The sequence below is a fragment of the uncultured Caulobacter sp. genome (genome assembly GCF_947036865.1).
GTDB lineage: Bacteria > Pseudomonadota > Alphaproteobacteria > Caulobacterales > Caulobacteraceae > Caulobacter.
This window is the reverse complement of the sequence record NZ_CAMQSF010000004.1, coordinates 1-24,520: the sequence shown is the minus strand read 5'-3', so window position 1 is coordinate 24,520 and position 24,520 is coordinate 1. Positions and strand designations below refer to the sequence as shown.

The 24,520-nt window shown below is 68.3% G+C and carries 17 protein-coding genes; 6 read left to right on the top strand and 11 right to left on the bottom strand.

Annotated features, from left to right (window positions below; genetic code table 11):
- Positions 1–91: 91 nt before the first annotated feature.
- The 6 genes from Q0V34_RS04630 to Q0V34_RS04605 form a co-directional block, all read right to left on the bottom strand.
- Positions 92–1,012, bottom strand: coding sequence for a glycerophosphodiester phosphodiesterase family protein (locus Q0V34_RS04630; protein ID WP_297508462.1), 921 nt, complete (start codon positions 1,010–1,012; stop codon positions 92–94).
- A gap of 196 nt (positions 1,013–1,208) precedes the next feature.
- A complete protein-coding gene (locus Q0V34_RS04625; RefSeq protein ID WP_297508459.1) occupies positions 1,209–3,959 on the bottom strand; it encodes a TonB-dependent receptor in 2,751 nt (916 codons plus the stop codon).
- Positions 3,960–4,059: 100 nt separating this feature from the next.
- Positions 4,060–5,208 (bottom strand): ROK family transcriptional regulator, encoded by a 1,149-nt coding sequence (locus Q0V34_RS04620; protein ID WP_297508456.1) that lies wholly within the window; start codon positions 5,206–5,208, stop codon positions 4,060–4,062.
- A 57-nt stretch (positions 5,209–5,265) separates the two neighbouring features.
- Positions 5,266–6,540, bottom strand: a complete 1,275-nt coding sequence (locus Q0V34_RS04615) for an MFS transporter (protein ID WP_297508453.1) — start codon at positions 6,538–6,540, stop codon at positions 5,266–5,268.
- Between the two features lie 70 nt (positions 6,541–6,610).
- The gene (locus Q0V34_RS04610) at positions 6,611–7,453 is read right to left on the bottom strand and encodes a fumarylacetoacetate hydrolase family protein (RefSeq protein WP_297508450.1); all 843 of its coding nucleotides are present in this window, start codon (positions 7,451–7,453) and stop codon (positions 6,611–6,613) included.
- 284 nt (positions 7,454–7,737) lie between these two features.
- On the bottom strand, positions 7,738–9,960 hold the full coding sequence (locus Q0V34_RS04605; RefSeq protein ID WP_297508447.1) for a TonB-dependent receptor: 2,223 nt from the start codon (positions 9,958–9,960) through the stop codon (positions 7,738–7,740).
- 264 nt (positions 9,961–10,224) lie between these two features.
- Here Q0V34_RS04605 and Q0V34_RS04600 point away from each other — a divergent pair, with 264 nt between their 5' ends.
- Positions 10,225–11,571: an amidase gene (locus Q0V34_RS04600; protein WP_297508444.1), complete on the top strand. Its 1,347-nt coding sequence runs from the start codon at positions 10,225–10,227 to the stop codon at positions 11,569–11,571.
- A 123-nt stretch (positions 11,572–11,694) separates the two neighbouring features.
- On the top strand, positions 11,695–12,339 hold the full coding sequence (locus Q0V34_RS04595; protein WP_297508441.1) for a TetR/AcrR family transcriptional regulator: 645 nt from the start codon (positions 11,695–11,697) through the stop codon (positions 12,337–12,339).
- Between the two features lie 16 nt (positions 12,340–12,355).
- On the opposite strand, the gene Q0V34_RS04590 is transcribed toward Q0V34_RS04595, so the two are convergent.
- Entirely contained in the window at positions 12,356–13,738 is a 1,383-nt protein-coding gene (locus Q0V34_RS04590; RefSeq protein WP_297508438.1) for an MFS transporter, read from the bottom strand.
- A 180-nt stretch (positions 13,739–13,918) separates the two neighbouring features.
- Here Q0V34_RS04590 and Q0V34_RS04585 point away from each other — a divergent pair, with 180 nt between their 5' ends.
- Genes Q0V34_RS04585 through Q0V34_RS04575 form a run of 3 tightly spaced genes read left to right on the top strand, consistent with a single transcriptional unit; the run spans position 13,919 to position 17,199 of the window.
- Positions 13,919–15,253, top strand: a complete 1,335-nt coding sequence (locus Q0V34_RS04585) for an aspartate aminotransferase family protein (protein ID WP_297508435.1) — start codon at positions 13,919–13,921, stop codon at positions 15,251–15,253.
- The gene (locus Q0V34_RS04580) at positions 15,250–16,380 is read left to right on the top strand and encodes a P1 family peptidase (protein WP_297508432.1); all 1,131 of its coding nucleotides are present in this window, start codon (positions 15,250–15,252) and stop codon (positions 16,378–16,380) included. The genes Q0V34_RS04585 and Q0V34_RS04580 overlap by 4 nt, the downstream gene beginning before the upstream one ends.
- A gap of 27 nt (positions 16,381–16,407) precedes the next feature.
- The gene (locus Q0V34_RS04575; protein WP_297508429.1) at positions 16,408–17,199 is read left to right on the top strand and encodes an SDR family oxidoreductase; all 792 of its coding nucleotides are present in this window, start codon (positions 16,408–16,410) and stop codon (positions 17,197–17,199) included.
- Positions 17,200–17,230: 31 nt separating this feature from the next.
- On the opposite strand, the gene Q0V34_RS04570 is transcribed toward Q0V34_RS04575, so the two are convergent.
- Genes Q0V34_RS04570 through Q0V34_RS04560 form a run of 3 tightly spaced genes read right to left on the bottom strand, consistent with a single transcriptional unit; the run spans position 17,231 to position 22,327 of the window.
- Positions 17,231–18,352, bottom strand: a complete 1,122-nt coding sequence (locus Q0V34_RS04570) for a serine hydrolase (protein WP_297508425.1) — start codon at positions 18,350–18,352, stop codon at positions 17,231–17,233.
- The gene (pepN, locus tag Q0V34_RS04565; RefSeq protein WP_297508422.1) at positions 18,345–20,933 is read right to left on the bottom strand and encodes an aminopeptidase N; all 2,589 of its coding nucleotides are present in this window, start codon (positions 20,931–20,933) and stop codon (positions 18,345–18,347) included. Before pepN ends, Q0V34_RS04570 begins: the two co-directional genes overlap by 8 nt.
- A complete protein-coding gene (locus tag Q0V34_RS04560) occupies positions 20,930–22,327 on the bottom strand; it encodes a serine hydrolase (RefSeq protein ID WP_297508419.1) in 1,398 nt (465 codons plus the stop codon). Before Q0V34_RS04560 ends, pepN begins: the two co-directional genes overlap by 4 nt.
- A 114-nt stretch (positions 22,328–22,441) precedes the next feature.
- Here Q0V34_RS04560 and Q0V34_RS04555 point away from each other — a divergent pair, with 114 nt between their 5' ends.
- Positions 22,442–24,052 carry a class I adenylate-forming enzyme family protein gene (locus tag Q0V34_RS04555; RefSeq protein WP_297508415.1) on the top strand — a complete coding sequence of 537 codons (1,611 nt, stop codon included), beginning with the start codon at positions 22,442–22,444 and terminating at the stop codon, positions 24,050–24,052.
- 5 nt (positions 24,053–24,057) lie between these two features.
- Here Q0V34_RS04555 and Q0V34_RS04550 read toward each other — a convergent pair whose 3' ends face one another.
- On the bottom strand, positions 24,058–24,372 hold the full coding sequence (locus Q0V34_RS04550) for a DUF1330 domain-containing protein (RefSeq protein ID WP_297508413.1): 315 nt from the start codon (positions 24,370–24,372) through the stop codon (positions 24,058–24,060).
- Positions 24,373–24,520 lie beyond the last annotated feature (148 nt).

Here is a 24,520-nt window from a genome sequence, read left to right as displayed (position 1 = left end):
GGCCGGCCGACATCGAGCGCGCGCCGGTATGGCCGTCACCCCGCTTCGGGTGGCGATCAGATCGAGGCGCGGTCCAGCCAGGCGATCTCGGTCACGCGGCGGCGAGATAATCCAGCAGCGCGGCGGGCTCGTCCGTCTGGAAGACGCTGATCCCCGCCCGGATTTGCCGCCCCCAGACGCGGTCGGGCGCGCGGAGCGCGTCGAGGTCGCCGCCGTAGCCGACGACGCCCAGCACGCCGACAGCCGTCAGCGTATTGTTCCAGAGCCTGACGCCGGCCTCGCGCGCCGCCAAGCTGACCGTCGGAAAGCTCTCCGGCCGCAGGAAGACGAGTTCGACCGCGGAGATCCGCCGATGGCCCGAGGCTTGAGCCTTCAGGATCGCGGCGAGATCGGCGCCGGGCCCCGTCCTCAGGGTGTTCAGCATCGGCATGAACAGGGTGTCGCGATAGGGCGCCTGGTCGACCAGGGGGAGCGCGTCGGGCAGCGCGTCGGCCTTGACCAGCATCTGGTCGGCCAGCCCCGCCTTGGTCACCGCCGCGGCGACTTCGGCGTAGATCGGCTCCTTGATGTCGAGGTTCAGCATGATGCGGCCGCGCGCGTGCGCCATGAACTCGTCCAAGGTCGACGGCGCCTCGTCGGTCAGCATCGGCGACATGGCGCCGCCGAAGTTCTGCCTGAGGCGCAGGCGCTTGAACTCCGCGACGGTCATGTCCGCCACCCGCCCAGCGCCGTTGGTGGTGCGGTTGACCGTCTCGTCGTGCATGATCACCAGCACGCCGTCCTTGGTGCGCCGGACGTCGGTCTCGACCATGTCGACGCCCAGCGCCACGCAGCGATCCATGGCCTGAAGCGAGTTCTCCGGGGTCGGATCATAGAGACCGCGCGACGGCGCGGGATTGTGGCAGCCGCGATGCGCCACCACGAAGACGCCGCCGTTCGGATCGTTCAGCTTGCGCAGCGCCTCGGCGGGCGAGGCTTGCGCGGTCGAGGCCAGACCGCCGGCGATAAGCATCGTGAGGAGCCCAAGAAGCCGGCCCGTGGATTCGCGCATGACAGCCATCTCCGAGGCGTCGAGATTTGGAGGAAGGATGCGGAGCGACGCTCGGGGGTGAAACGTCGCTCCGCGGGGCGCGCGGTCGGACCGCGCGCCGGTCGCTCGCTAGAGCGTGCTAGCCGCCGAAACCGCTCACGCTTTCGGCTATCACGCTCTAGAAGCGCGGCGTGAACCGCACCCCCAGCCAGAAGACCGTCGGCACCGAATAGGTGTCCTTCAGCAGGTTCTTCCCCGGGCCATACAGGCTGGTCATGCGGGTGTGGGTCAGGTTGCTGGCCTGGCCGTAGACCGTCAGGCCCGGACGCACTTCGTAGGTCGCTTGCGCGTCCACCTGATCGCGCGGAGCCCAGTAGAGGTCCTGCCAGGCGATGTCGGGCGTGATCGAGCGCAGCGCCCTGCCCTGGTGGTTATAGGCGGCCCGCAGCTCCAGACCCGCGTGGCTATAGAAGATCGTCGCGTTGCGGGTCTCGTCGGGCTGGCCGGTCAGGCGGTCGAGCGTGCGGCCGACGCCGTTCGAGCGCAGCACCTTCAGCTCGCCGTCCAGCTGGCTCAGATTGCCGCTGACGCCGACGTTCTTCAGCCAGGGGTGGATCCATTCCAACGAGTTGACGATCAGGTTCGCCTCGACCCCGCGCACCGAGGCCTTGCTGGCGTTGACCGGCCGGGTGACCACCGCGTTGACATAGGTCACGCCGTCATAGGTGAAGCCCTGCGAAGCGGCGTTGAAGATCTCGTCCTTGATGTCCTTGTCGAACACCGCGACCGACACCAGCCCGCCGTAGCGGTTGGACAGGCGCCAGTCGAACGCCAGGTCGAGATTGGTCGACAGGCGCGGCTTGATGTCGGGATTGCCGACCGTGACGCTCACGCCCGTGGCGTTGGGGTTACCCTTGTCGGTGGCCTGGGTGAAGTTGATCGCGGTCCGGGCCGCGTAGCTGTCATAGCTGGGCCGGCCGATGGTCTGGCTGGCGCCCAGACGCACGTCGATGGTCGGCGTGATGTCATAGGTCACCAGGGCCGACGGCAGCAGGAAGTCGTAGGACGACTTGGTCGCCAGCTTGGTCCACACGCCCGCGACGCGGGCGCGGCCGGTGGTGTCCTGGCGGGTGGAGTCCTCGTGCAGCCCGAATTGCGCCTTCAGCTTGTCGGTGGCGTAGTTGACGACGCCATAGGCGCCGAGCGTCCGCTCGCGGTGCTCGAAATTGTCCTGGTTGCTGAAGTTGCTCTGGTCGGTGCGGTTGAGGACGCCGGCGGCGCGGGCGGCTTCCCACTGGGCGGCGGCCTTCACCGGATCCAGGGTCAGCAGGAACAGGCCGTCGGAATAGCGCAGCGGCGCGCCCGCCGGACCGGCCGCGGTGGCCAGGGTGAACGGGGTCGCGTTGGCGTTGGGCCCGTACTCGACCCGGTAGACGTTGTATTCGGGGGTGTCCTGCGTGTAGCTGGCGCCCGCCGCGAAGCCCCAGCCCCGCGCGTCGCGGCCCTGGTTCTTCCGCCAGTCCAGACGACCGCTGTAGATGTTGTCGCTGGCCGAGCGCTTGTAGTCCGGACGGTAGTAGAAGGCCCGGTAGGCCGTGAGATCGTAGAACGCCGCCGGGTTCATGTTGAACCGCTGATTGAACCGGCTGGTGTCGTAGGTGAAGGCGTAGGCGGCGGTCGGGACAACCGTGGCCCCGGTGCTGGTCCCCGGCGCGCCATAGGCGGCGTTGGTGATGTACTTGATCATCGTGATCGGCTCGCGATAGGTCGCGCGCGAGATCGCGCCGCGGGCGCTGAGCACCTGATCGTCGGCGATCTTCCAATCCAGCCCGGCCTGGATCAGCTGGGTGTTGGTGATGATGTTGGCGTGTTCGAAGCCGACCTCGACGTCGCCCTTGGCGTATTGGCCGCTGGTGGCGGTCTGGTTCAGCACCACCCCGCGCTGGTTGGAGTCGAGGATCAGCTCGTTGCGCTCCATCGTGTCCTGGAAGCGGTAGAGACCGCCGGTCACGAAGCCGTAGAGCGCGTCGGTGAAATTGGCCTCGCCCTTCAGGGTTAGGCCGTAGCGGGCGCGGCGGTCCTGGACGTACCAGTACTTGTCCTGCTGCGGCACGGCGAACCCGTTGCCCAGGTTCTCGCCGCTCTGCAGGACGCCGGCGTCGTTATAGAAGCCCGCATGCACCGTGTCGGTGGTCATGTGGGTCTCGGTGAAGGTGTCCAGCTTCTGATAGTTGGCCGAGGCGGTCAGGCCGTACTTGCCGTCCGGACCGAACGTGAAGCTGCCGGTGGTCTGCGCGCGGCCGCCGATCGGCGACTGCTTGCGCGGCAGGCCCTGGTCGTTGGCGCCGCCGCCGGCGAGCTCGAAGGTGAAGAACGGCTTGCCGCCGCCGGCGAAGGCGCTTCGCGTGCGCAGGTCGATCGCGCCGCCCACGGCGTTGGGGTCGAGGTCGGCGGTGAAGGTCTTGGTCACCGCCATCTCGCTGATCATCGACGAGGGCAGGATGTCGAGGCGGACGCCGCGGCCGATCGAGCCCAGGTTGCCGTTCGGCGTGCCCGGCGAGGCGATCGGCGAGCCGTCGATCGTGACGTTGTTGTAGGCCGGGCCAAGGCCCCGGATGACCGGCGTGGCGGCTTCGTCACGCGGGTGCTCGTTGTCGGTGGCCGGCAGGACCGACAGGCCCGGGACGCGGCGCAGGGCCTCGACGATGGTCAGGTCCGGGAGGGCCTGGACTTCGTTGGAGCTGACGACGTCGACGACGCCGCTGGCCTTCAGCTTGCTGTCGATCGCCTTGATGTTGGCGCGACGAATGCCGGTGACGACGACCGCGTCGACCGACGCCGCCGGCTCGCTCGACGTCTGCGCCAAGGCCGGCGCCGCGGCGCCGAGAAGCGCGCAGATCGCGACGCCGTGAACGAGATGGCTTTTCATGAACCGACCCCCTGCTTTTTGATGCGCCGACCGCGCCCTGGGCGGGGCGAGTAAGGGTCCACGGCGACATATTTATTTATTTCTATGGAAATAAATCGGGCTAGTCGTTCGCCCCGGGGCGGCCGATTTCGTGGATCGGCAGCAGCGCCGCGCCGATCGACACCGCGCTGCTGCCCAGGCTGGAGGCCTTGACCAAGGGCGGCGAGAGATGCGGCGGATTCTCCGGCGTCATGAAGGTCCAGGCCGAGCGCTCCAGATGGCGCGACAGGCCCTCCAGAACCGGAAGCGGCAGCGCGCCGGAAATCACCACGGCGCCAGGGTCCATCCAGGCCAGGCCCGCATTGACCACCAGCTCCAGCTGCGTCGCGGCGCGGTCGATCCATCCGGCGATCACGTCCGGATGGGTGCGCAAGCAGTCCTCGACGTCGAGCAACGACGAGACCTCGGCCCCGGCGGCGCGCAGGGTCGCCAGGAGATCGATCCCCGATGGGCGCGGTTTTCCGCCCCCGGGATAGAGACGCCCGACCTCGCCGGCGTTTCCGTATTCGCCGACGAACATCTCCCGGCCGGCGATCACGCCGCCCCCCACGCCGTGCCCGATGAACAGCACCAGCGCCGAGTCGCAGACCCGGATCAGGCTGCCGGTGTAGTACTCGGCGAGCGCGGCGGCGCTGGAGTCGTTCTGCAGCCAGACGGGCAGACCCAGCCGTTCGCCCAGGAACGCCGCGAGGTCCAGGTCACGCCAACCTCGCAGCCAGTCCACGGCCCACCAGTGGTTCGGACGCGCCACGATCGCCGGCCCCGGGATGCCGACGCCCAGGCCCAGGAACCGCGAGCGCAGCATGTTGTGATTGACGGCCAGGCCGCGCAGCCGCCGCCCGACCGCTTCCGCGAAATCGGCGGGGTCGTCGCTTTCGATCGGCTCGATGTCGCGCGCGACCACCTCGCCGGCGAAATTCACCAGCGATAGTTCAAGCCAGCCTGGGTGCACGGTCGCGCCGGCGGCATAGCCGGCGCGGTCGGAGATCTTCAGGGGCATGATCGGTCGCCCTCGCGCCGGGCGTTCGTCCTGATCCTGCTCCTCGACCACGCCCAGCGCGATCAGCTCGCGGCTGAGCCGGGTCAGGGCGCCGTTGTGTATCCCCAGATCGCGCGCCAGCTGGGTCCGCGACGCTTCGCCGCCGGTGCGCAGGCGCCAGACGATACGCTTCTGATCCTCGGAGAGGTGGATGGCGGGCGACGACCGCATGGGCGCTCCGGACTGGGCCGTTGAAAGCTCCAGCCGTTATTTCTTTTCTGTGAACTATTAAACCCGCCTCGGCGCCGGGCGACGCCCGACGGGCGCGATGAGCATGACGAAACACGCGCCGCCGATCGCCATGACCAGCCCCAGGGCCAGGGACGTCGTCGCATGCCCGGCCCGGAACCCATCCAGGGCCAGACCGACCGCGCCGCCAAACACCGCCCCGGCCAGTTTCAGCGCGGCCGTCAGGGTGGCGAACGCGGCCAGGTCGGTGCGTTCGCCGGTCAGGCGCGCATGCTCCCGGATCGCCGCGCTCATGCCCCGCCAGAACATCGTCAAGGTCGCCCCGAGACTGACGCCATAGGCGGCGCAAGCCAGGAGCGCTGGAACGCCCGAACGCGGCGCCGCCAGGAAGGCCGCGCCCGCCGCCACCCCGAGCGTCGTGTAGGCCATAGTCGCCCAAGGCCGCTGAACGTCCTCCCTGAACCGGCCGATCAGGATCGGCCCGATCAGGGTTCCGAGAACCAGGGCGAAAATCAGCGAGGCGCCCGTATGGTCCCTCGGTCCGCCGCGATCGACGAAGGCCAGCATCCGCGCGGTCATGTTGAACGGCCCCGCGTGAACGGCGGCGGCGAGCAACAGGCGGGGCGCGCCCTTCGGCAGGCGAAGGCCGACCGCCGCGCCGCGGGCGGACCCCTCGCGCGCGGATCCGGAATAGGCCAGGATCCAGCTGGCGGTGGCGACGATCATTAAGCCGATCGCGCCCGCCAGGAGCACCTCCCGCCCGGACGGGGCCCCCTTGTCCACGATCAGGAAGGAAAGCGCCGCGATGCAGATGCGGGCGACGGCGCTGAGCGTCTGGCGCAAGACCACGTAGCGATGCGCGTCGGCGTCGTCGGCGGGCAGCAGCGATACGAGCGCGTTCTGAGCCACGTCGTAGACCGCGTAGCCGGTGCGCAGGAGACCCAGCGCCAGGACGAGATGGAGGAAGGCCGAGGCCCCCTGGTCGCGCGGCAGGAACACCGCCACCAAGGCCGCCGCCGTGACCAGCCCGGCCAGGAACTGAATCCGCAGGATCTGGCGGCGGCTCCCCTCGGCGCCCCGCAGCAGATAGGCCACGATCGGGTCGAGCACGGCGCCGTAGGCCATCGACAGGAACAGCAGCAAGCCCGTCTCGTGCGCGGGCAACCCCACGCGCACGTTCACATAGTAGGCGAGCAGGAGATCCGTGAATGTCCAGGCGAGACTTTTCGCGAAGTGCCCGGCGCCATAGGCGGTTCTCGGGGATCGCCCTGGCCGATCGACCGCCTCCCGACCCTGCTGCTCGACCTGCCCCATGCGCTGTCTATGACCAAACAGCAAAACGGTTCGATGACAGGGTCCGCTCGCCGAGGCTCCGCGCGCGAGGCTAGCCTTGAACGACCCGCTGCCTTTGCCGTCCCAGGCCGTCTATGCCCAGCTCGACCACGTCGCCGGGCTGTAGCCAGACGGGCGGCTTTTGCCCCATGCCCACGCCCGGCGGCGTGCCGGTCGAGATGACATCGCCGGGCATCAGGGTCATGAAGCGCGAAACATAGGCGATCAGAAAGGCCGGCTTGTAGATCATCGTGGCGGTGGAGCCGTTCTGGAAGCGGCGGCCATTGACCTCCAGCCACATCGACAGCGCGCACGGATCGGCGACCTCGTCGCGCGTGACCAGCCAGGGGCCGATGGGGCCGAAGGTGTCGCAGCCCTTGCCCTTGTCCCAGGTGCCGTGGCGGTCCATCTGGAACGCGCGCTCCGAGACGTCGTTGACCACGCAATAGCCGAACAGGTGGTCCATCGCCTCGGCTTCGGAAACGTATTTCGCCCTTTTGCCGATGACGAGGCCAAGCTCGACCTCCCAGTCGAGCCGGGTCGAGTCGCGGGGACGCTCGATGGCGTCATTGGGCCCGCAGATGGCGCTGGTCGCCTTCAGAAACACCACGGGTTCGGGCGGGACCGTCGCCCCGGTCTCGGCGGCGTGGTCCGAATAGTTGAGACCGATACAGACGAACTTGCCCACCGCGCCCACGCAGGGACCGATCCGCGTCGCCGCGTCGACCGCCGGCAGGGCGGAAAGATCCAGCGCGCCGAGCCCCAGATCGGCGCCCCTGGCCAAGGCCGCGCCGTCAATGTCGGAGACGTGGCCCGAAAGGTCCCTGATCACGCCGTCGGCGTCGACCACGCCGGGCTTCTCGGCGCCGACCTCACCAAAGCGGATGAATTTCACGTCCGGTATTCCTTTCAAGAGACGGGGTCGGACCCCGCCTGGATCGACCCGCCGCCATGGATGACCAGGGCCTGGCGCGAAGACGGCGCCAAGGCGCGCTTGGCGCTCAGGCCTTTCAGGCGGGAAAAGTCCTCTGGAAGCCGCATCGCTCCGTGCCTCGAGCCGGACACGGAGCGATGCGGACGAGCGCCGGGCGGTCGGACACGCCGGCGGACGCGCTGGGGGCTGCCAGGCGTCCGCCTTCCGCCGGGCCGGCGCTCGCCGGCCGTCGCGACGGTCTACGCTCAGAACTTGCGCGAGATGTCGAAGCTGAAGGTGCGCCCTTCGGTCACCGTCTGGGCGCCGTTGTAGAACAGGAACTGCGGCACGTGCTGGTCGAACAGGTTCTTCACCCCGACCGTGACCCGAAGGTTGTCGTGGACCAGGGCGCCGGCCTGCAGATCGATCTTGTTGAACTGCTTGTAGCCCTGCAGCACGCCGACATAGTCGCCCAGCTTGCCGCCCCACTCGATGCGCGCCGAACCCGTGGCCACGAAATGCACGGCGTCGGTGACGGGGCGATCGATGTTGAGCACCGCGTTCAGGGTGCCCTTGCGGGTGTAGGGCAGCAGCTTGCCGTTCAGGGTGAAGGCGTTCGGCTTGCCGGCGTTGACCACCGCCTTGTCGAAGCGCGGATCGAGCAGGCCCAGGCTGACCCCGCCGCTGAGCCACGAGACCGGCTTGAACAGGAACTCGACCTCGAAGCCCTTGGTGCGGCTCGTCCCGACATTGGCGTAGTAGGATTGAGCCAGCGCCGTCGACTGGGTGATCAGCACGTTGTCCTGCGGCATGTAGAAGACCGCCGCGTCGATCGAGGCCTTGCCGCCGAACAGCACGGCCTTGACGCCCGCCTCATAGTTCTCGGCCCGCTCCTCGTCGTACGGCACGGTGGCCGCCGAGGTCGGGGTGAGGTTGAAGGCGCCCGGCCGGAAGCCCGTCGAATAGGTCACGTAGAAGTTCAGGTCGGTGTCGACCGCGTATTTCAGCGTCACGGACGGGGCCGTGAACTTGAAGGACTTGGCGATATCGAGGTTGTAGGTCGGGAAGACCGAGCCGAAGGCCGCGCCCGCCACGAAGGCCAGGGTCGGGTTGGCGATCGGCTGGATCCCCGAGCGGAAGACCAGGGCCTTCTTGTCGTGATTGAACCTCAGGCCGCCGCTCAGGGACCAGTGGTCGTCGAAGGCGTAGGCGGCGGTGGCGAACACCGAGGAAGACCGGGTGTTGATGCTGGTGCCCGGGCTGGGGCTTCCGACGGGAACGGTCTGGACGCCGAGACCCAGCGGCATCCCAGTGACGGCGTCGACGTTCAGCGTGTAACGGCCCGCGACCGAATAGGCGTAGTCTTCCTTGAAGTACGAGGCGCCGACCATCCAGGTGAAGGGCTGGTCCTGCTTGGACGAGAACAGGCCCTCCACGAAGGTGTCGTGCACCACGTCGTGCTCGCCCGAGGTGGCGGCGATGTTGTACGGCGGCCCCAGGGGCGTCTGGTCGAGGTCGTAGAACGAGTGGAAGCCGTACTGGCGATAGCTCGCGTTCAACGACAGGTCGCCCATGTCGGTGTGATAGGACGTCTTCTCGAACATGTAGGCGTTGGTCTTCGACGAGACCGACGACGCGTCGCGATAGACCGTCTTGTAGGTTTCCTTCGGCGTCGGCTGGAAGGTCAGGCCGTTGCCGCGGACGCCGTCCGGCGCGAACGAGCTCAGGGCCGGCCCGCGATAGGCCTCGTATTCGGCGAGGAGCTCCACATCCAGCCGATCGTTGGGCCGGATGGCGGCGCTGGCGCGCACGCCCCGATCGCTGAACGCGCCGATGTACTGGTTCAGCGTCGCGTTCTTCATTTCGGCCCGGGTCTGCTTGAAGCTCCACCCGGCCAAGCGAAGGGCGAGGACGTCATTGACCGGCACGTTGACCGCGCCCTCGATGTCGGCCTGGTGATAGGACCCGTAGGAGCCCTTCACATAGCCGCCGAAGTCGCGCTTGGGCATGGCGTTGATGATGTCGACGGTGCCGCCGACCGAGCTGCGCCCGTAGTAGCCGCCCTGCGGCCCCCGCAGCACTTCGACCCGCTCGATATCGACCTGGGCGCCGAGGTTCTCCCGCTCGCCGCCGGCATAGAGGCCGTTGCGATAGAGGCCGACATTCGGTTCGGCCTGGGTGTTCACCTGCTGCATCCCGCGGATGTTGATGAAGGTGTTCAGGTTGTTCGGCGAGTCCTGGATCACCGCGTTGGGCACCAGGCCGACGATGTCGCGGATATTGGTCAAGCCCCGCTCGCGCAGATCGGCCCCGCTGATGGCCGTCACGGTCGCGGGGACTTCCTGCAGCGCCTCGGCCCGACGGCGGGCGGTGACGACCACGGTCTGCACGGTCTCCACCTTGTCGCCCTTGTCGGCGGGACCTTCGGCTCGCGCCGCGCCCGCAGCCATGACCGAGCAGGCGGCGCCCGCGAGAAGTAGAACCTTCATCTGGCAAGACCCCCTCATATTCCCCTCCCGGATTGATCGCTCCGACCTGCGAGCGACGTCGTTAATATGATCACCGCTTACTTTTTTCAGTGTTGTGACGGGCTGAAGACAATGTCAACACTGCTCATACTGGCTTGTCCCGGCGAACCCCTGGCGCCTATAAGATCGGCGCCGAGGCTACCGGTGGGTCAGACCCGATAACCTTCTGTGGATGGCGTTATGCGAACGGCGGTGGAAACGGCGGAGCAGGTCCGGAAAGGCGCCTTGAAGGCGACGGATCGGGTCAAGGAGGCGCTGGACGCCATCGAAAAGCACAACGGCGCGATCAACGCCTTCATTCGCGTCGACGCGGACGGCGCCCTCGCCCGCGCCCACGAGATCGACCAGGCCGTGGCGGCCGGTCAGGATCCCGGCCCCCTGGCGGGCGTGCCCCTGGGCGTCAAGGACATGGAGGCCTGCAAGGGCTTTCCCATCACCCAGGGCAGCTGGTTCCTGAAGGACAACCCGCCCGAAAAGGCCGACTCGCGCCACGTCGCGCGGCTGCGGGCGGCGGGCGCCGTGATCGTGGGCATCACCGCCGCCTCGGAATTCGGCATGGATTCGGCGACCACCTCGCGGCTCTATGGCGTGACGCGGAATCCCTGGAACCTCGACAAGACGCCCGGCGGGTCCAGCGGCGGCTCCTCGGCGGCGGTCGCCGCCGGCATGACGCCGCTGGCCACCGGCACCGACGCGGGCGGTTCGATCCGCGAGCCGGCGGCCTTTACCGGTCTTGTCGGTCTGAAACCCAGCCACGGCCGCATCCCCAAGATGAACGGCTTCTCCAACTGGTCGGTGCATGGCGCCCTCGCCCGAACCGCCGCGGACGCGGCCCGTCACCTGGACGTGGCCAGCGGCCCGCACGACGGCGACCGCCAGTCCCTGCCCGCCTATCCCGGTCGTTTCGAGGACGCGATCGAGACGCTGGACGTGTCGGGCCTGCGCGCCTTCTGGACGCCCGACCATGGCTACGCCCCGGTGGAGCCGGAAGTCGCGGCGATCGCGCGCGAGGCCGCGGAACGGCTGATGCGCGCGGCGCGCCTGGCGGAGACGCCGGTCGATTTCCGCCCCGTGAACATCTACCGCGACTTCGGGGCGATCTTCGGCTCGACGCTGGAGGAGGACTTCACGCGCGACGGCATCCTGCCCGACGGGTTCGACATGCTCTCCGCGCCGGTTCAGCGCCTGCTGTCCAAGTTCCGCGAGCACCGCGACGAGGTCGACGTCAAGAAGTCGTGGGAGCAGGTCCACCTCCTCGAGCGGCAGGTGGCCGATCTCTTCTCCGAGGTCGACCTCCTGATGTCCCCCGCCACCGCGTGCGCGCCTTATGGCGCCGACGATCCGATTCCCCCGATGATCGACGGCCGGGACGCGACCTATACCGGCGCCGAGCCCTTCGGCATGCTGGCCAACGCCTGCTGGAATCCGTCGATCTCGATTCCGGCGGGCTTCACCTCGGACGACCTTCCGGTCGGGCTGCAGATCACGGCGCGCCGCCATCGCGACGACATGCTGCTGCGACTGGCCCGCCTGGCCGAACTGGACTCGCCATGGCCGTTTCCGACCCTTTGACGCGGCGATCGGAAGACGAGGCCCAACCCGGCATTTATCAAGAGGGGCGCGAAGTGTACCAAGGCGGGCGTTCTGGTTGCGTCCGCCCGAACGGCCCCGTGACTATGGAGCGATGAAGCCGCGATGACCGCCCCCACCCCCGCCGGCGCCGAGCCGGCCAGCGCCAACGCCCCCTATCACAAGGGGAACGTTCCGCTGCGCATGATGGAGGCGGCCGAGCGCATCCTGGCGACCGAAACCGTCGAGGACATCACCGCCCGCCGCCTCTGCCGCGAAGTGGGCGTTACCTCCGCCAACTTCTACAACCACTATCCGAGCCTGGAATTCCTGCTCCTGGAGATCGCCGCGAAGGGCTTCGAGGAGCGGATCCGCATGATGCGCCGCCTTCTGAAGCGCGGCCTGCCCCGCGAGGAGATCATGGTCCAGTGCGCGGTCAAGACCGTCGAGCTGGGCCTCGAAAAGCCCCAGCTCTTCCGGATCATGTTCGGATACTCGAAAAATCCGAAGCAGAATCCGAAGTATGTCGAGCTGGCGGACCGGTCGCTCGCGACCCTGACGCAAATCGTCTATGGCGAGGATATCTTCCGCGCCGACGACATCGCCTGGTCGCACGAGCACTGCAAGCGGACCTACGCCTTCTTCTCGTTCATATACGGCGTGGCGGTGGCGATCTCGACGGACATGATCTCGAACCCGTCGGGCACGCGAAAGGACCTGATCCGCTATGTCGAGGCGCTGACCCGCACCTTCATCACGGACATGGGCTGAGCGGCGCGCGCCGGCGTCACTCCGTCGCCGCCTTCGCCTCCAGACGCCGCGCCCGCGCCTCGAGGCGGCGCTGGATGATCCCGTGCTTGCGGCTCGTGATCGGGAAGTTCCAGGCCACGAAGGCCATGGAGAGATGCGCGATCAGCGGAACCCCGACATAGGCCGCGATCAGGCCGAGATTGGCGATTTCGCCGTTCGGACGCCCGACCTTGTAGCCGGCCTTGTCCAGGATCAGGAAGGCGCAGGCGCCGCCGATCGCCATCATCACCTTGATGATCAGCATCTGCAGGGCGAAGAAGTTCCCGGCCTTGGATGAGCCGGTCTTCAGGGCGTCATGGTCGATGACGTCGCCCAGCACCGCGCCGGGCAGGAAGTTGGTCGGGGCGCCGAAGAACGAGCGCACGCACACGAGACCGATGAAGAAGGGAAAGCCTGCCGCGCCCTTGGGCAGGAGCAGGACGATCGGCGACATGCAGACGATGGCCGCGACGCAGAAGGCCCACGCCCGATGCCGGTCGACCTTCTTCAGGATCGGCGGCCAGACGTTCAGGAACGCCATCTCGGCGACGAAAAGCGCCACCATGATGAAGGGAAACTGCTCCTTCAGCCCCATGAAGTCGGTCATGAAGATGAAGGTGGTCGACATGAAGAAGCCCTCGCCCAGGCCCCACAGCGCGGTGATCCCGTAAAAGCGCTGCAACACGGCCGAGCGCCGCAGGCTGGACAGCACCGCCCCGAGCTCGACCCGCCTGGTCTCCACCACGGGACCGTTCGGCACGATCAGCAGAGACAGCAGCATGAAGAGCGGAAAAGCGATCACATAGGCGGTGGAGAGAACCGCGAACGAGGTTCCGCTGATCGCCGTGCTCTTCGTGTAGAAATAAAGCCCGATGGGAAGCAGATAGGACGACAGGCTGCCGGCGATATTGAAGATCGCCTTCGCCGCCCCGATGCGCGAGCGCTCGACATAGTCGCGGCTGAGCTCCGCGCCCCAGGCGGAGTTGGGCACCTCGAACATGGTGAAGCCTAGATAGAGAAGCGCCGACCAAAGCGCGAAATAGCCCACATCGGCGTTCGCGGGCGGCTGGAACAGGCGCGTCGCCGAAAGGGCGCAGAAGATCATCGAACCCACGGCCCAGGGCTTGCGCGTGCCGAACACCGCGCGGGTCCGGTCGGACAGGAAGCCGATGATCGGATCGCAGACCGCGTCGAACACGCGTCCCAGCGCCGCGACGGCGCCGATCTGGGCCAGGGTGATGTGGGTGTGCCCCGCGTAATAGGCCGGCAGCAGCATGTAGAGCGGCAGGGCGATGAAGGCGTGCGGCATGGAGGGCATGCCATAGACCACGCGCTGCAACGCGGAGAGCGACTGACCCGAGCCAAGGCTGGAACGAAACATTCGACCTCCCCGCCGAAAAATTATCGCCGCTTACATCGGCACACTAAAAAGCCATTGTCCAGAAAGGATAAGCGTGCCGCGATTTTTCAGCCGCGCAATTGACGCGTGCTGCTCGGAATATATACATTGCTCACATTAACGCGCCCAAGGCGCGGCGGCGCCGACGACAGGAGGAGACGGATGTTCCCTGACGACCACCCCGGATCGAGGGCGCTGTTCGAGCGAGCGCTCAAGGTGATGCCCGGCGGCAACTCGCGCCACACGGTCTATTTTCCGCCCTATCCCGTCTACGCGGCCAAGGGCGAGGGCGCGCGGGTGACCGATGTCGACGGCGTCTCGCGGCTGGACTTCATCAACAACTACTCCTCGCTGATTCACGGCCACTGCCATCCGGAAGTGACCGCGGCGATCACCCGCCAGGCCGCGACCTTGCAGGCCGTCTCCCTGCCGACCGAGGCCGAGATCGAGCTGGCGGAGCATCTCTGCGCGCGCCTGCCCTCGGTGGAGCAGATCCGCTTCGCCAATTCGGGCACCGAGGGCGTGATGATGGCGATCAAGGCCGCGCGCGGCTTCACCGGCCGCCGGCTGATCGCCAAGGTCGAGGGCGCCTATCACGGCAGCGACGACACCGCCGCCGTCAGCACCTATCCCCATCCGTCGAAATGGGCCGATCCGGACGAAGGCCGAGGCGTTGCCGAGCCGGGCTCGGGTCCCGGCGCGGCGGCGGACGTGATCATCCTGCAGATGAACGACGTCGAGGGCGGGCGACGCCTGATCCGGCGCCACGGCGCCGAACTCGCCGGCGTTCTGGTCGATCCCCTCGTCAAGAACCTGGGCTATCGCCCCGCTTCTCCCGCCTTCCTCGAGATGCTGCGCGAGGAGACCCGGGCCGCGGGCGCCCTGCTGATCTTCGACGAGGTCTACAGCCTTCGCCTCGGCTATGGCGGCGCCCAGGAGGTCCTGGGCGTCAGGGCGGACCTGACGGCGCTGGGCAAGATCATCGGCGGCGGCCTGCCGGTCGGCGCGGTGGGCGGCTCGGCCGAGATCATGAGCGCCGTGTTCGACCCGCGCGGCGGCAAGGCCAAGGTCTCCCATGGCGGGACCTACAACGCCAACCCGCTGACCATGGCGGCGGGCGCGGCCTCGATGCGCCTGTTCGATCGCGCCGCGTTCGACCGGCTTTCGGGCCTCGGCGACCGCCTGCGGAAAGGCCTCGCCGAAGCCGCCTCGGCCGCCGGCGCGACCGCCCGGGTCACGGGCGCGGCGTCGATCGTCGGCCTCTTCCACGTCTCGGGCTCCGGCGAAACCTTCCGCGACATGGTGAAGTCGCGGGTCGATAACCCCGAGGCGGGCCGCAAGGCCGAGCACTTCTTCCGCCATATGCTCGACAATGGCGTCCTGATGGGCGCGCCGGGCTTCTTCGTCCTGTCGACCGCCCTCACCGAGGCCGATATCGACCATGTCATCAACGAGGCCCATGTCGCCTTTTCGACCCTGAGGAAGGCCGCCGCATGAGGCAGGAACATCGCACCACGCCGGCCGGCAAGATTCGGGCGCGCGGCGCGGGCGTGCCCTTCGTCGGCGAACCCGGTCCGGCCAACGCCATCACCGACGTCGCGGGGGTCGAGGTCGGCTACAAGACCCTGATCCAGGGTTCGGGCCCGCTGGTCGTGGGCCAGGGTCCCGTCCGCACCGGCGTCACCGCCATCTTCCCGCGCGGTCGGCAAAAGCCCGAAGGCGCCGTCTGGGCCGGCTACTTCAACATGAGCGGCAACGGCGAGATGAGCGGCGCGGCCTTTGTCGAGGAGCGCGGGCGCTTCGACGGTCCGATCACCATCACCAACACCCATTCCTGCGGTCTGACGCGGGACGTGACGGCGAAGTGGCTCTACAGCCAGCATCAGCCCGGCGAGAAGACCGACCAGCCCTTCTATCTGCCGGTCGCGGCCGAGACCCATGACGGCTCGCTCAACGACATTAACGGCCACCACGTCAAGGAACAGGACGTCATCGACGCCTTCGAGGACGCGCGCGGCGGCTGGATCGAGGAGGGCAGCGTCGGCGGCGGGACTGGCATGCGCTGCTTCGAGTTCAAGGGCGGCTCGGGCACGGCCTCGCGCCGGGTGGAGTTCGCCGGCGAGACCTACACAGTCGGCGCGTTCGTCCAGTCCAACTTCGGCAAGCGCCATCTGCTGAAGATCGCCGGCGTTCCGGTGGGTCTGGAACTGCCGATCGTCGACTTCTCGCCGCCGGAGTTCGGCTCGATCATCGGCGTCGTCGCCACCGACGCGCCCATGGCCCCGCACCACCTGCGCCGGATCGCGCGTCGCGCCGCCTACGGCATCTCGGCGACGGGCGGCATCGCCTCGAACGAGTCCGGGGACCTGTTCCTTGCCTTCTCGACCGCGAACGCCGAGGCCGTCAGCCAGCACGAGGGCCTGGTCAGCGCCAGTTTCGTCGGCGAGGCGGCGATGAGCCGCTTCTACGAGGCCACGATCCAAGCCGTCGAGGAAGCGATCCTCAACAGCATGTTCGCGAACGAGACCATGAGCGGGATCAACGACTTCACCGTCCGCGCCCTGCCCGTCGACGCCGTCCGTGATATTCTGCGTCGCTATAACCGCCTGGTCGAGACGGACTGACGCCTCGCCCCATCCGGAGGAGTTTTCATGCGCGACGTCTTTGCCCCGGGCCTGTTCGAGAACAGGCGCGCCTTCGTTTCGGGCGGCTCTTCGGGGATCAATCTGGAGATCGCGCGCAGGCTGGGTTCGCTCGGCGCCGAGGTGGCGGTGTTCAGCCGCACCCAGGACAAGATCGACGCCGCGGTCGCCAGCCTGCGCGCCGACGGTATCGACGCCAGCGGCTATACGGGCGATGTGCGCCAGTATGACCAGGTGGCGGCAGCGGTGTCGGCCTTCGCGGAGAAGGGCGGCGGCATCGATTTCGTCGTCTCGGGCGCGGCCGGCAACTTCGTCGCGCCGGCCGCCGGCATGAGCGCCAACGCCTTTCGGACCGTCGTCGATATCGACCTGAACGGGACCTACAACGTGCTTCGGGCGGCGTTCGAGCACCTTCGACGGCCGGGCGCCTCGCTGATCAACATCTCGGCCGTGCAATCCCAGCAGGCCATGCCGTTCCAGGCGCATGTCTGCTCGGCCAAGGCCGGCATCGACATGCTGACCCGCGCCCTGGCGGTCGAGTGGGGGCCGATGGGCGTGCGCGTCAACGCGATCCTGCCGGGGCCGATCGCCGACACCGAGGGCATGAGGCGGCTGTCGAGCACGCCGGAGATGGCCGAGCGGATCACGCGCTCCATCCCGCTGCAACGCTATGGCGAGAAGCGCGAAGTGGCCGACATGGCGGCGTTCCTCTGCTCCGAGGCGGCGACCTATGTGACGGGCGCCATCCTGACCTGCGATGGCGGCCAACTGGCCGGAAACCCTCAGGGCGTCGTCGGCTGAGGCCCGGCGTCGTTCGGGTTCGGCGGGGGCGTCAAGCCCGGCGCGTGAGAACCGCTTCGGTCCAGGCCCGAACGACCGGCTGCCAGAGCTCGTTGGCGGCCTCGCCGTTCATCACCATGCAGACGCCCGAGCCCAGGGTCGGGAAGATCGAATAGATGCTGCGCCAGCCGATCGAGCCGCCGGAGTGGTGGACGTTCAGCACCCCGCCCGCGTCGACGAGAATGTGACCCAGCCCCGCCTTCATCGGCAGATCGGGCAAGGAATCGGCCTCGCCGTGAGGCGTGTGCAGGATGGCGAGCGAGGCGGGGCTGATCACGCCGCGGCCTGGCGCCGCTCCCCGCGCCCCCGCCGACTCCGCGGCCGCGAAGGCCGCGAGATCGCCGACGGTGGCGTAGACCCCGCCCGCGGCGCGGCAGAGCCAGCGGTAATCGGCGGTCACCCGACCCTCCCGGTCGTGCGGCGAGGCGAAGGGCAGGCCGTCGATCCGCTCGAAGCCGGTGCGGGACAAGCCGAGCGGCCGCAGCAGCCGCGCCTCGACGAAGGCGGCGTAGGACAGGCCCGTGATGTCCTCGATCGCCAATTCCAGCAGGCCGAAGCCGGCGTTCGAGTACCGCCAGCCCTCGCCCGGCGGGTGCGTGACCGCGACCAGGTCATCGTCCCGACGCAGGCCCCAATAGGCGTAGTGACGCTCCTGCGCCTCGTTCGGCGGCGGAAGGCGACCCTCCATGGCGTCGATCAGGGTGAAGCCCCGCTGGTCGAGCCCGACGCCGCGAAATCCCGCCTCGGTCACGCCCGCGTGGTGCGACAACAGCCGGCGCGGCGTGACCAGATCCAGGTCGAACGGCCCGGCGGCGGTCAGGCGGAACCGCGTGAGATAGCGATTGATCGGCTGGTCGAGATCAAGACGCCCCTCCTCGACCAGGACCATCACCGCGAGCGCGGCATAGGACTTGGAGATCGACTGCAGGCTGAAACGCGTCTCCTCCGTCACCGCCGTCTTCTTCTCGGCGTCGGCCAGGCCGAAGACACGAACCGCGACCGTTTCGCCGCCCTCGATCAGGGCGAGCGCGCAGCCCGGGACCTTCAGGCTTTCCATGCCCCGGAGGACAAGGTCCTCCGCCTGGGGCAGAAAGGACGACGCCAGATCAGCCAAGAGCGCGCTCCACCACTTCGCGCAGACGCGCGGTGATGCCCGGCGTCGCGGCCAGGCGTTCCAGCTCCGCCTTCATCAGGCCGCGCCGGGGCTCCAGGTGCCGCCGCCATTGGTCGAGTTGCGGCGTGAAGTAGCTGGGCCGGCCTCCCCCCATCTGGTCCATCATCAGCAGCCGGTCGGCGAGGAAGCGATAGCCCTTGCCCGAGGGCTCGTGGAAGGTCACGCGGTTCTGCCGGAACAGGCTGCCATAGAAGGCGACGACGCGGGCCGTGTTGCGGATGTCGAACGCGGGATGGGCTTCCAGCGCCATGATCTCGTCGATCACGCCCGGCGCGCGCGAGAGGGCGTAGGCCTTGAACCACTTGTCGATAACCAGGGGCTGGTCCTTGTAGCGCTGGTAGAAGCCTTCGAACGCCGCCCGCCGCGCCGGGACGTCGACATGGGCGATCAGGCTCAAGGCCTCGAACCGCTCGGTCATCGACGGTCCGGTCTCGATCTGGGTCAGCGCCGCCTGCACCGCCGCGTCCGCGCCGCCGCCGAGCATCAGGTCCAGACAGGCGCACCTCAAGCTCCGGCGGCCGATGGCCTGAGCCGAACGGTCCTGGGGATCGAGGCCGCCCAGCGCCTCGTGCAGGGCGAACAGCCGCGCGCCGCACCGCTCGGCGAGGCGCTGGCGAAGGCGCGCGCGGGCGCGCATGTGAGCATCGAGCGCGATCTCCTCCAGCCCCTCGCTCAGCACCGGCTCGTCCGGCAGCGCGAGCTTCAGCGCCGTCAGCATCGGGGCGGACTCGGCCTGTTCCAGCAGGCGCGAGACGAGATCGAGAACGGCTTCGGGCGGCTCGGCCGAGCGCCCTTCCCCTTCCGCGCGTGCCATGGACCGGATGGCCCGGATCATCAGATCCTGGGCGCTGTTCCAGGCCACGAACGGATCGTCGTCGCACAGGGCCAGCACGGCGAGGTCGGCGTCGGCGAGGTCGAGGTCCAGGCTGACCGGCGCGGTGAAGGCGCGCAGGATCGAGGGAACCGGCGCCTCGGCGACACCCTCGAAGACGAAGCTCTCGGCTTCGGTCTTCAGCTCGAGAAGGCGCGGCGCGCAGAGCCTTTTGCCGTCGCGCGCGAACAGCGCCACCTGGACGGGGATGTGCAGGGGGCCGCCGGGACCCGGCTTGTCGGGCGGGGTCTGGGAGAGGGTGAGCGTGTAGCGCCGGCCCGCCTGGTCATAGGCGCCGCGGGCGGCCAGGGTCGGTCGGCCCGCCTGCTTCAGCCACTTGCGGAAGAGATCAAGGTCCAGCCCGTTGCGCCGCGCGAACAGGTCGAACAGATCCTCCATGGTCACGGCCTGGCCGTCGAAGGTCGTCAGATAGTCCCGGATCGTGGCGACGAAGACCTCGGGTCCGACCAGGCTGCGCAGCATGCGCAGGATCTCGGCCCCCTTCTCGTAGATGGTGTTGGTGTAGAAGTTCTCGATTTCGGAAAAGCTGTCCGGCTGCACCGGATGGGCGGCGGGGCCGTCGTCCTCGGGAAACTGGTTGCGCCGCAGCGCCTTGACCTGGTCGATGCGGAAGGCGCCGGGCTCCAGCACATCCTCCATGAAGAGCTGGTCGCGCAGACGCGTCAGACCCTCCTTCAGGCTCAGCTGGAACCAGTCGCGGCAGGTGACCCGGTTGCCCGTCCAGTTGTGGAAGTATTCGTGCCCGATGATCCGCTGGATCAGCGAGAACTCCTCGTCCGTCGTGATGGCCGGATCGGCGATGACGCCCTCGGCCCCGAACAGGTTCAGACCCTTGTTCTCCTGGGCGCCGGAATAGTCGTCCAGCGCGACGATGTTGTAGAGGTCCAGGTCGTATTCGAGGCCGAAGGTCCGTTCCTCCCAGGCCAGGGCGGACTTCAGCGCCTGCAACGCGAAGCCGCAGCGCCCCTCCTCGCCGGGACGGGCGTGGATGGCGATCTTGATCTCGCGGCCCGAGGGCGTCTTCCAGCGGTCCCGCGCCACGCCGAAGTCGCCCGCCATCAGGGCGAAGATGTAGCTCGGCTTGGGATAGGGGTCCTTCCACAGCGCGAACGCGCGTCCCCCCTCGACGCCCTCCTCCGCCAGGTCGCCGTTCGACAGAAGGATGGGAAAGCGGTCCGCGTCCGCCTCCAGCCTGACCTGATAGCGGGTCATCACGTCCGGGCGATCGGGGAAATAGGTGATCCGGCGGAAGCCCTCGGCCTCGCATTGGGTGGCCAGGACGCCGGCGTGCCAGAAGAGACCCTTCTTGCCGAGGTTCTGGTCGGGACGGATCAGCACCTCCAGCTCCAGGGTGAAGGCGTCGGGCGCGGCGCGCAGAACGAAGCGGTCGGGCGTCGCCTCGAAGCGCGAAGGATCCAGGGGAACGCCGTCCAGGCGGGCCGAGACGAGCTCCAGCTCCTGACCGTCGAGCGTCAGGGGCTCGCCGGCTCCGCCAGCGCGCCGCTCGATCCGAAGGACCGAACGCACCCGGGTCTCTTGGGGATCGAGCGCGATGTCGAGGGCGATATCGGGAACATCGAACGGATAGGGACGGTAGTCGGCGAGGCGGACGACGGCGGGTCCGTTCATGCGCCCTCCTCCACCCGCTCGGCCCGGAGCAGTTCGGTCTCGCCCTCGGCATAGGCGATCAGGCGCTGGGCGCGCCCGTCGGGACCATACTCGATCCGGCTCTCGCCGGGGGTCTGTTGCGAGAAGAAGCGGCCGTTCTCGTCCATATAGATCGGGCGAGGCGGCAGGATCAGGCCGACGATGTGGCTGTGCAGCTCGCCGTTCTCGCTCCAGATGTCGATATGCGGCGCGTCGATGCCGGCGGTGATGCGGTAGCGGCCGACATAGCGGGCCTGCTCCTCGGGGCTCAGCGCGCGGATCTGGCGCGGCGCGCGCAGATAGCCGTCCCAGTCGAAGGCTCGCGCCAGCCCGTTCAGCACCTCGTAATAGAGGATGAGGCCGCTGAGGCTGTTGGTCAGAACCACCCCGCCCCAGCCCTTTTCGAGGCCGCAGACGGTGTTGCACTGATAGCCCTCGTTCGAACCGCCGTGGCCGAAGCGGGCCGAGGCGCCGTCGCCGAACACTTCCCAGCCCAGACCGAACTGACCGCCGCCCTGTCGGGTCATCATCTCGCGCGCGATGTCTCGCGACAGAAGCGGGTTCGGCTCTCCGAGCCAGGCCTTGCGGCACGCGATCATGAAACGGGCGTAGTCGGGCGCCGTGGTGTAGACACCGCCCGCCGCCAGCTGCGGCGTGAACGTGTAGCGCCCGGCGACCGCCGAGCCGTCGGGATGGTGGCCCGTGGCGGCGAAGGGCCGAAGCCGCTCCGGCAAGGGTTGTTCGAAGGTCGTGCGCGTCATGCCCAGCGGCGAGAAGAGACGCTCTTGCGCCAGCGCCGCGAACGGCTGGCCGGTCAGGTCCTCGAGGAGAAGCTGGACGATCGAGGTGCCGCCGCCCGAATAGCGCACCGAGGTCCCCGGCAGCTTGTCGACCACCACGGCGGGCGTCGGCGAGGGCGGCGTTCCGTTCAGAACGTCGAGAAGGCTCGGCGCGGGCTTTTCGTGCGGATAGGCGCCAAAGCCGTGCACGGTGGTGCCGGCCCGATGGCTGAGGAGATGCCGGAGCGTCACGGGGACCTGACGGGTCAGGTCGTTTTCCGGCAAGCGCCAGGACTTCAGATAGGTGTTGATCGGCGCGTCCAGCGACACCTCGCCCCGATCGACCAGCTGAAGCGCCAGCACCGCCGCCAGGGGCTTGCTGATCGAGGCGCCCGCGAAAACGGTGTCGGCCTCGACGGCGTCTCCGCCGGGCGTCTTGACGCCGAAGCCCGCCGCGTCCGCGACCTCGCCATCCTCGATGACGCAGACCGAAAAGCCCGGACAGTTGTAGTGGGCCAGGCGCTCGGCGGCGGACCAGGTCTCGTCGACGCCGGCGACGGGATTGACCGGCAACAGCGCCTCGGAGAAGCGGCGCATTCTATCGCTGAGCGGCATGGCGCGGGCCCGGAAATATTATCAGTGATTATATCAAGCCTTGCTTCGAGAGCCCTGTCAATGTAATCAGCGCTTATATAAAAAGGGAGAGACGCCGTGACTGTTGGCCTGGAGCCGTCCGCCCTGCATCCCTTCATGGGACAGGACCTTCCGCACCTGCTGGAAAACCAGGCCGCGCGTCGGGGCGACCATCCCTTTCTGATCTATCACCCGTTCGAGGGCGATCCCCAGATCTGGTCCTACGCGGCCTTTCACCAGGCCGTCGCGCGGCTGGCCGGCGGACTGGCCGCCCGGGGCGTCGATTTCGGCCAGCCCGTGCTGATCCACATGGACAACTGCATCGAGTTCCTGCTGGCCTGGCACGCCTGCTCTCGCCTCGGCGCGGTGGCGGTCACGACCAACACCCGCTCCTCGGTGGACGAACTGGCCTATTTCATCGGCCACTCGGGGGCGCGCCTCGCGCTGACCGAGCCCTGCCACGCCGCCAACGTTGTCAAGGCGGGACCGGATCTCGTGGAGATCGCCTGCACCGCCACCGACGGCGGCGAGACGCCCGGGACGCCCCGCCCGGCCGGGTTGACGCCGTTCGAGGACTTGGCGACCGGCGACCCGGCCCTCGCGCCGCTTCGACCGCCCGAGCCCTTCGCCTTCAACAGCGTGCAATACACCTCCGGATCGACCTCGCGGCCCAAGGGCGTCGTCTGGACCCACGCCAACGCGCTTTGGGGCGGACGGATGGGCGCCTTCGCCTGTCAGGTCGGACCACAGGATGTCGGCCACGCGTGCCTGCCCCTCTATCACACCAACGCGCTGTCCTATTCCCACCTCAGCACGCTGTGGGCGGGCGCGACGCTCGTCTTCCAGCGCCGCTTTTCCGCGAGCCGGTTCTGGGATTGCGTCACCCAGCATGGCTGCACCTGGGGCATCCAGATCCCCTTCACGCTGAAGGCCCTGATGGCCAGGCCCGCGCCGGCCAACAGCTTCCGGCTCTGGGGGCTGGGCGGGGTCGATCCGCCGACCGTCCTCGCGCATTTCGGCATCCCTTGCCTGGGCTGGTTCGGCATGACCGAGACCGTCTCGCTGCCGCTGGTCTCGACGCCCAATCTGAAGAGCCGGCTCGGATCCATGGGAACCCCGACGCCGGGCTACGAGATCGAGGTCCGCGACGAGGCCGGCGCGCCGGTGGGCTTCGGAGAGACCGGCCATCTGTGGATCCGCGGCGTGCGCGGCCTTTCGCTGTTCCAGGAGTATCTGAACGACCCCGCGGCCACCGCCGCGGCCTTCGACGAACGCGGCTGGTTCAAGACCGGAGACCGGGTCAGCCTTCACCCGACGGGCGTCACCTTCGAGGGGCGTGATCGGGACATGCTGCGCGTGGGCGCCGAGAACGTCGCCGAGTCCGAGATCGAGCGCGTGCTCATGGCCACCGGCCTGGTCGCCGAGGTCGCCGTCGTCGGCAAGCCGCATCCCATGCTGGACGAGACCCCCATGGCCTTCGTCATCGCCGCGCCGGGCGCGCCCGATCCTCGCCCCGCCCTTTTCGCCGCGTGCGCCGAAAAGCTGGCCAGCTTCAAGCGCCCGGACACCATCGTGCTGGTCGACGAGTTGCCCAGAGTCACCCTGGGCAAGATCGACAAGAAGATCCTGCGGCAAAGAGCGGCGGAGCTCGCGCGGGAAGAACGGCCGGCGCGGGAGGCGGGAGGCTGATCGCCTTAGACCTCCTCGACCCCTTCGACGACGCAGAGTTCGATCTCCGCCGCGCCCAGCCGGTGGGCGCGGGCGGCCTGATAGGTCTCGGACCGCCAGTAGTCGCGGGCGGCTTCGAAGCTGTCGAATTCGAGAATGACATTGCGCGGCCGCGCCTCGCCCTCCAGCGCCTCGAAGCGCCCGCCGCGCGCCAGGATTCGGGCGCCGTGCTCGCGCATCGCCTCGCGCGCGCCCTCGGCGTAGCGCTGGTAGGCTTCCGGATCCGTGACCGTGACCCGCGCGATGACATAGCCCTTGGGGCCCTTGGAACCGTTCGACATGGTGGCTCTCTCCACGATGGCCTCTAGCGCGCCCTGGCCGCGAGCCAGGTCTCCAGGCCGCGAACGCCTTCCTCGAGCCGGGCGTCGCTGACGGCGAAACACCAGCGCAGCCAGCCCTCGCCCTCGAGGAAGGCGTTCGCGGCCTGGA

What these genes read in the sequence shown, in the direction of transcription:
- Q0V34_RS04550 (WP_297508413.1), bottom strand. Translation starts at nt 24,372, where the DNA reads ATGTCGAACGGTTCCAAGGGCCCCAAGGGCTATGTCATCGCGCGGGTC.
- Q0V34_RS04595 (WP_297508441.1), top strand. Translation starts at nt 11,695, where the DNA reads ATGACCGCCCCCACCCCCGCCGGCGCCGAGCCGGCCAGCGCCAACGCC.
- Q0V34_RS04615 (WP_297508453.1), bottom strand. Translation starts at nt 6,540, where the DNA reads ATGGGGCAGGTCGAGCAGCAGGGTCGGGAGGCGGTCGATCGGCCAGGG.
- Q0V34_RS04580 (WP_297508432.1), top strand. Translation starts at nt 15,250, where the DNA reads ATGAGGCAGGAACATCGCACCACGCCGGCCGGCAAGATTCGGGCGCGC.
- Q0V34_RS04590 (WP_297508438.1), bottom strand. Translation starts at nt 13,738, where the DNA reads ATGTTTCGTTCCAGCCTTGGCTCGGGTCAGTCGCTCTCCGCGTTGCAG.
- Q0V34_RS04605 (WP_297508447.1), bottom strand. Translation starts at nt 9,960, where the DNA reads ATGAAGGTTCTACTTCTCGCGGGCGCCGCCTGCTCGGTCATGGCTGCG.
- Q0V34_RS04630 (WP_297508462.1), bottom strand. Translation starts at nt 1,012, where the DNA reads ATGCTTATCGCCGGCGGTCTGGCCTCGACCGCGCAAGCCTCGCCCGCC.
- Q0V34_RS04620 (WP_297508456.1), bottom strand. Translation starts at nt 5,208, where the DNA reads ATGCGGTCGTCGCCCGCCATCCACCTCTCCGAGGATCAGAAGCGTATC.
- Q0V34_RS04625 (WP_297508459.1), bottom strand. Translation starts at nt 3,959, where the DNA reads ATGAAAAGCCATCTCGTTCACGGCGTCGCGATCTGCGCGCTTCTCGGC.
- Q0V34_RS04560 (WP_297508419.1), bottom strand. Translation starts at nt 22,327, where the DNA reads ATGCGCCGCTTCTCCGAGGCGCTGTTGCCGGTCAATCCCGTCGCCGGC.
- Q0V34_RS04585 (WP_297508435.1), top strand. Translation starts at nt 13,919, where the DNA reads ATGTTCCCTGACGACCACCCCGGATCGAGGGCGCTGTTCGAGCGAGCG.
- Q0V34_RS04575 (WP_297508429.1), top strand. Translation starts at nt 16,408, where the DNA reads ATGCGCGACGTCTTTGCCCCGGGCCTGTTCGAGAACAGGCGCGCCTTC.
- pepN (WP_297508422.1), bottom strand. Translation starts at nt 20,933, where the DNA reads ATGAACGGACCCGCCGTCGTCCGCCTCGCCGACTACCGTCCCTATCCG.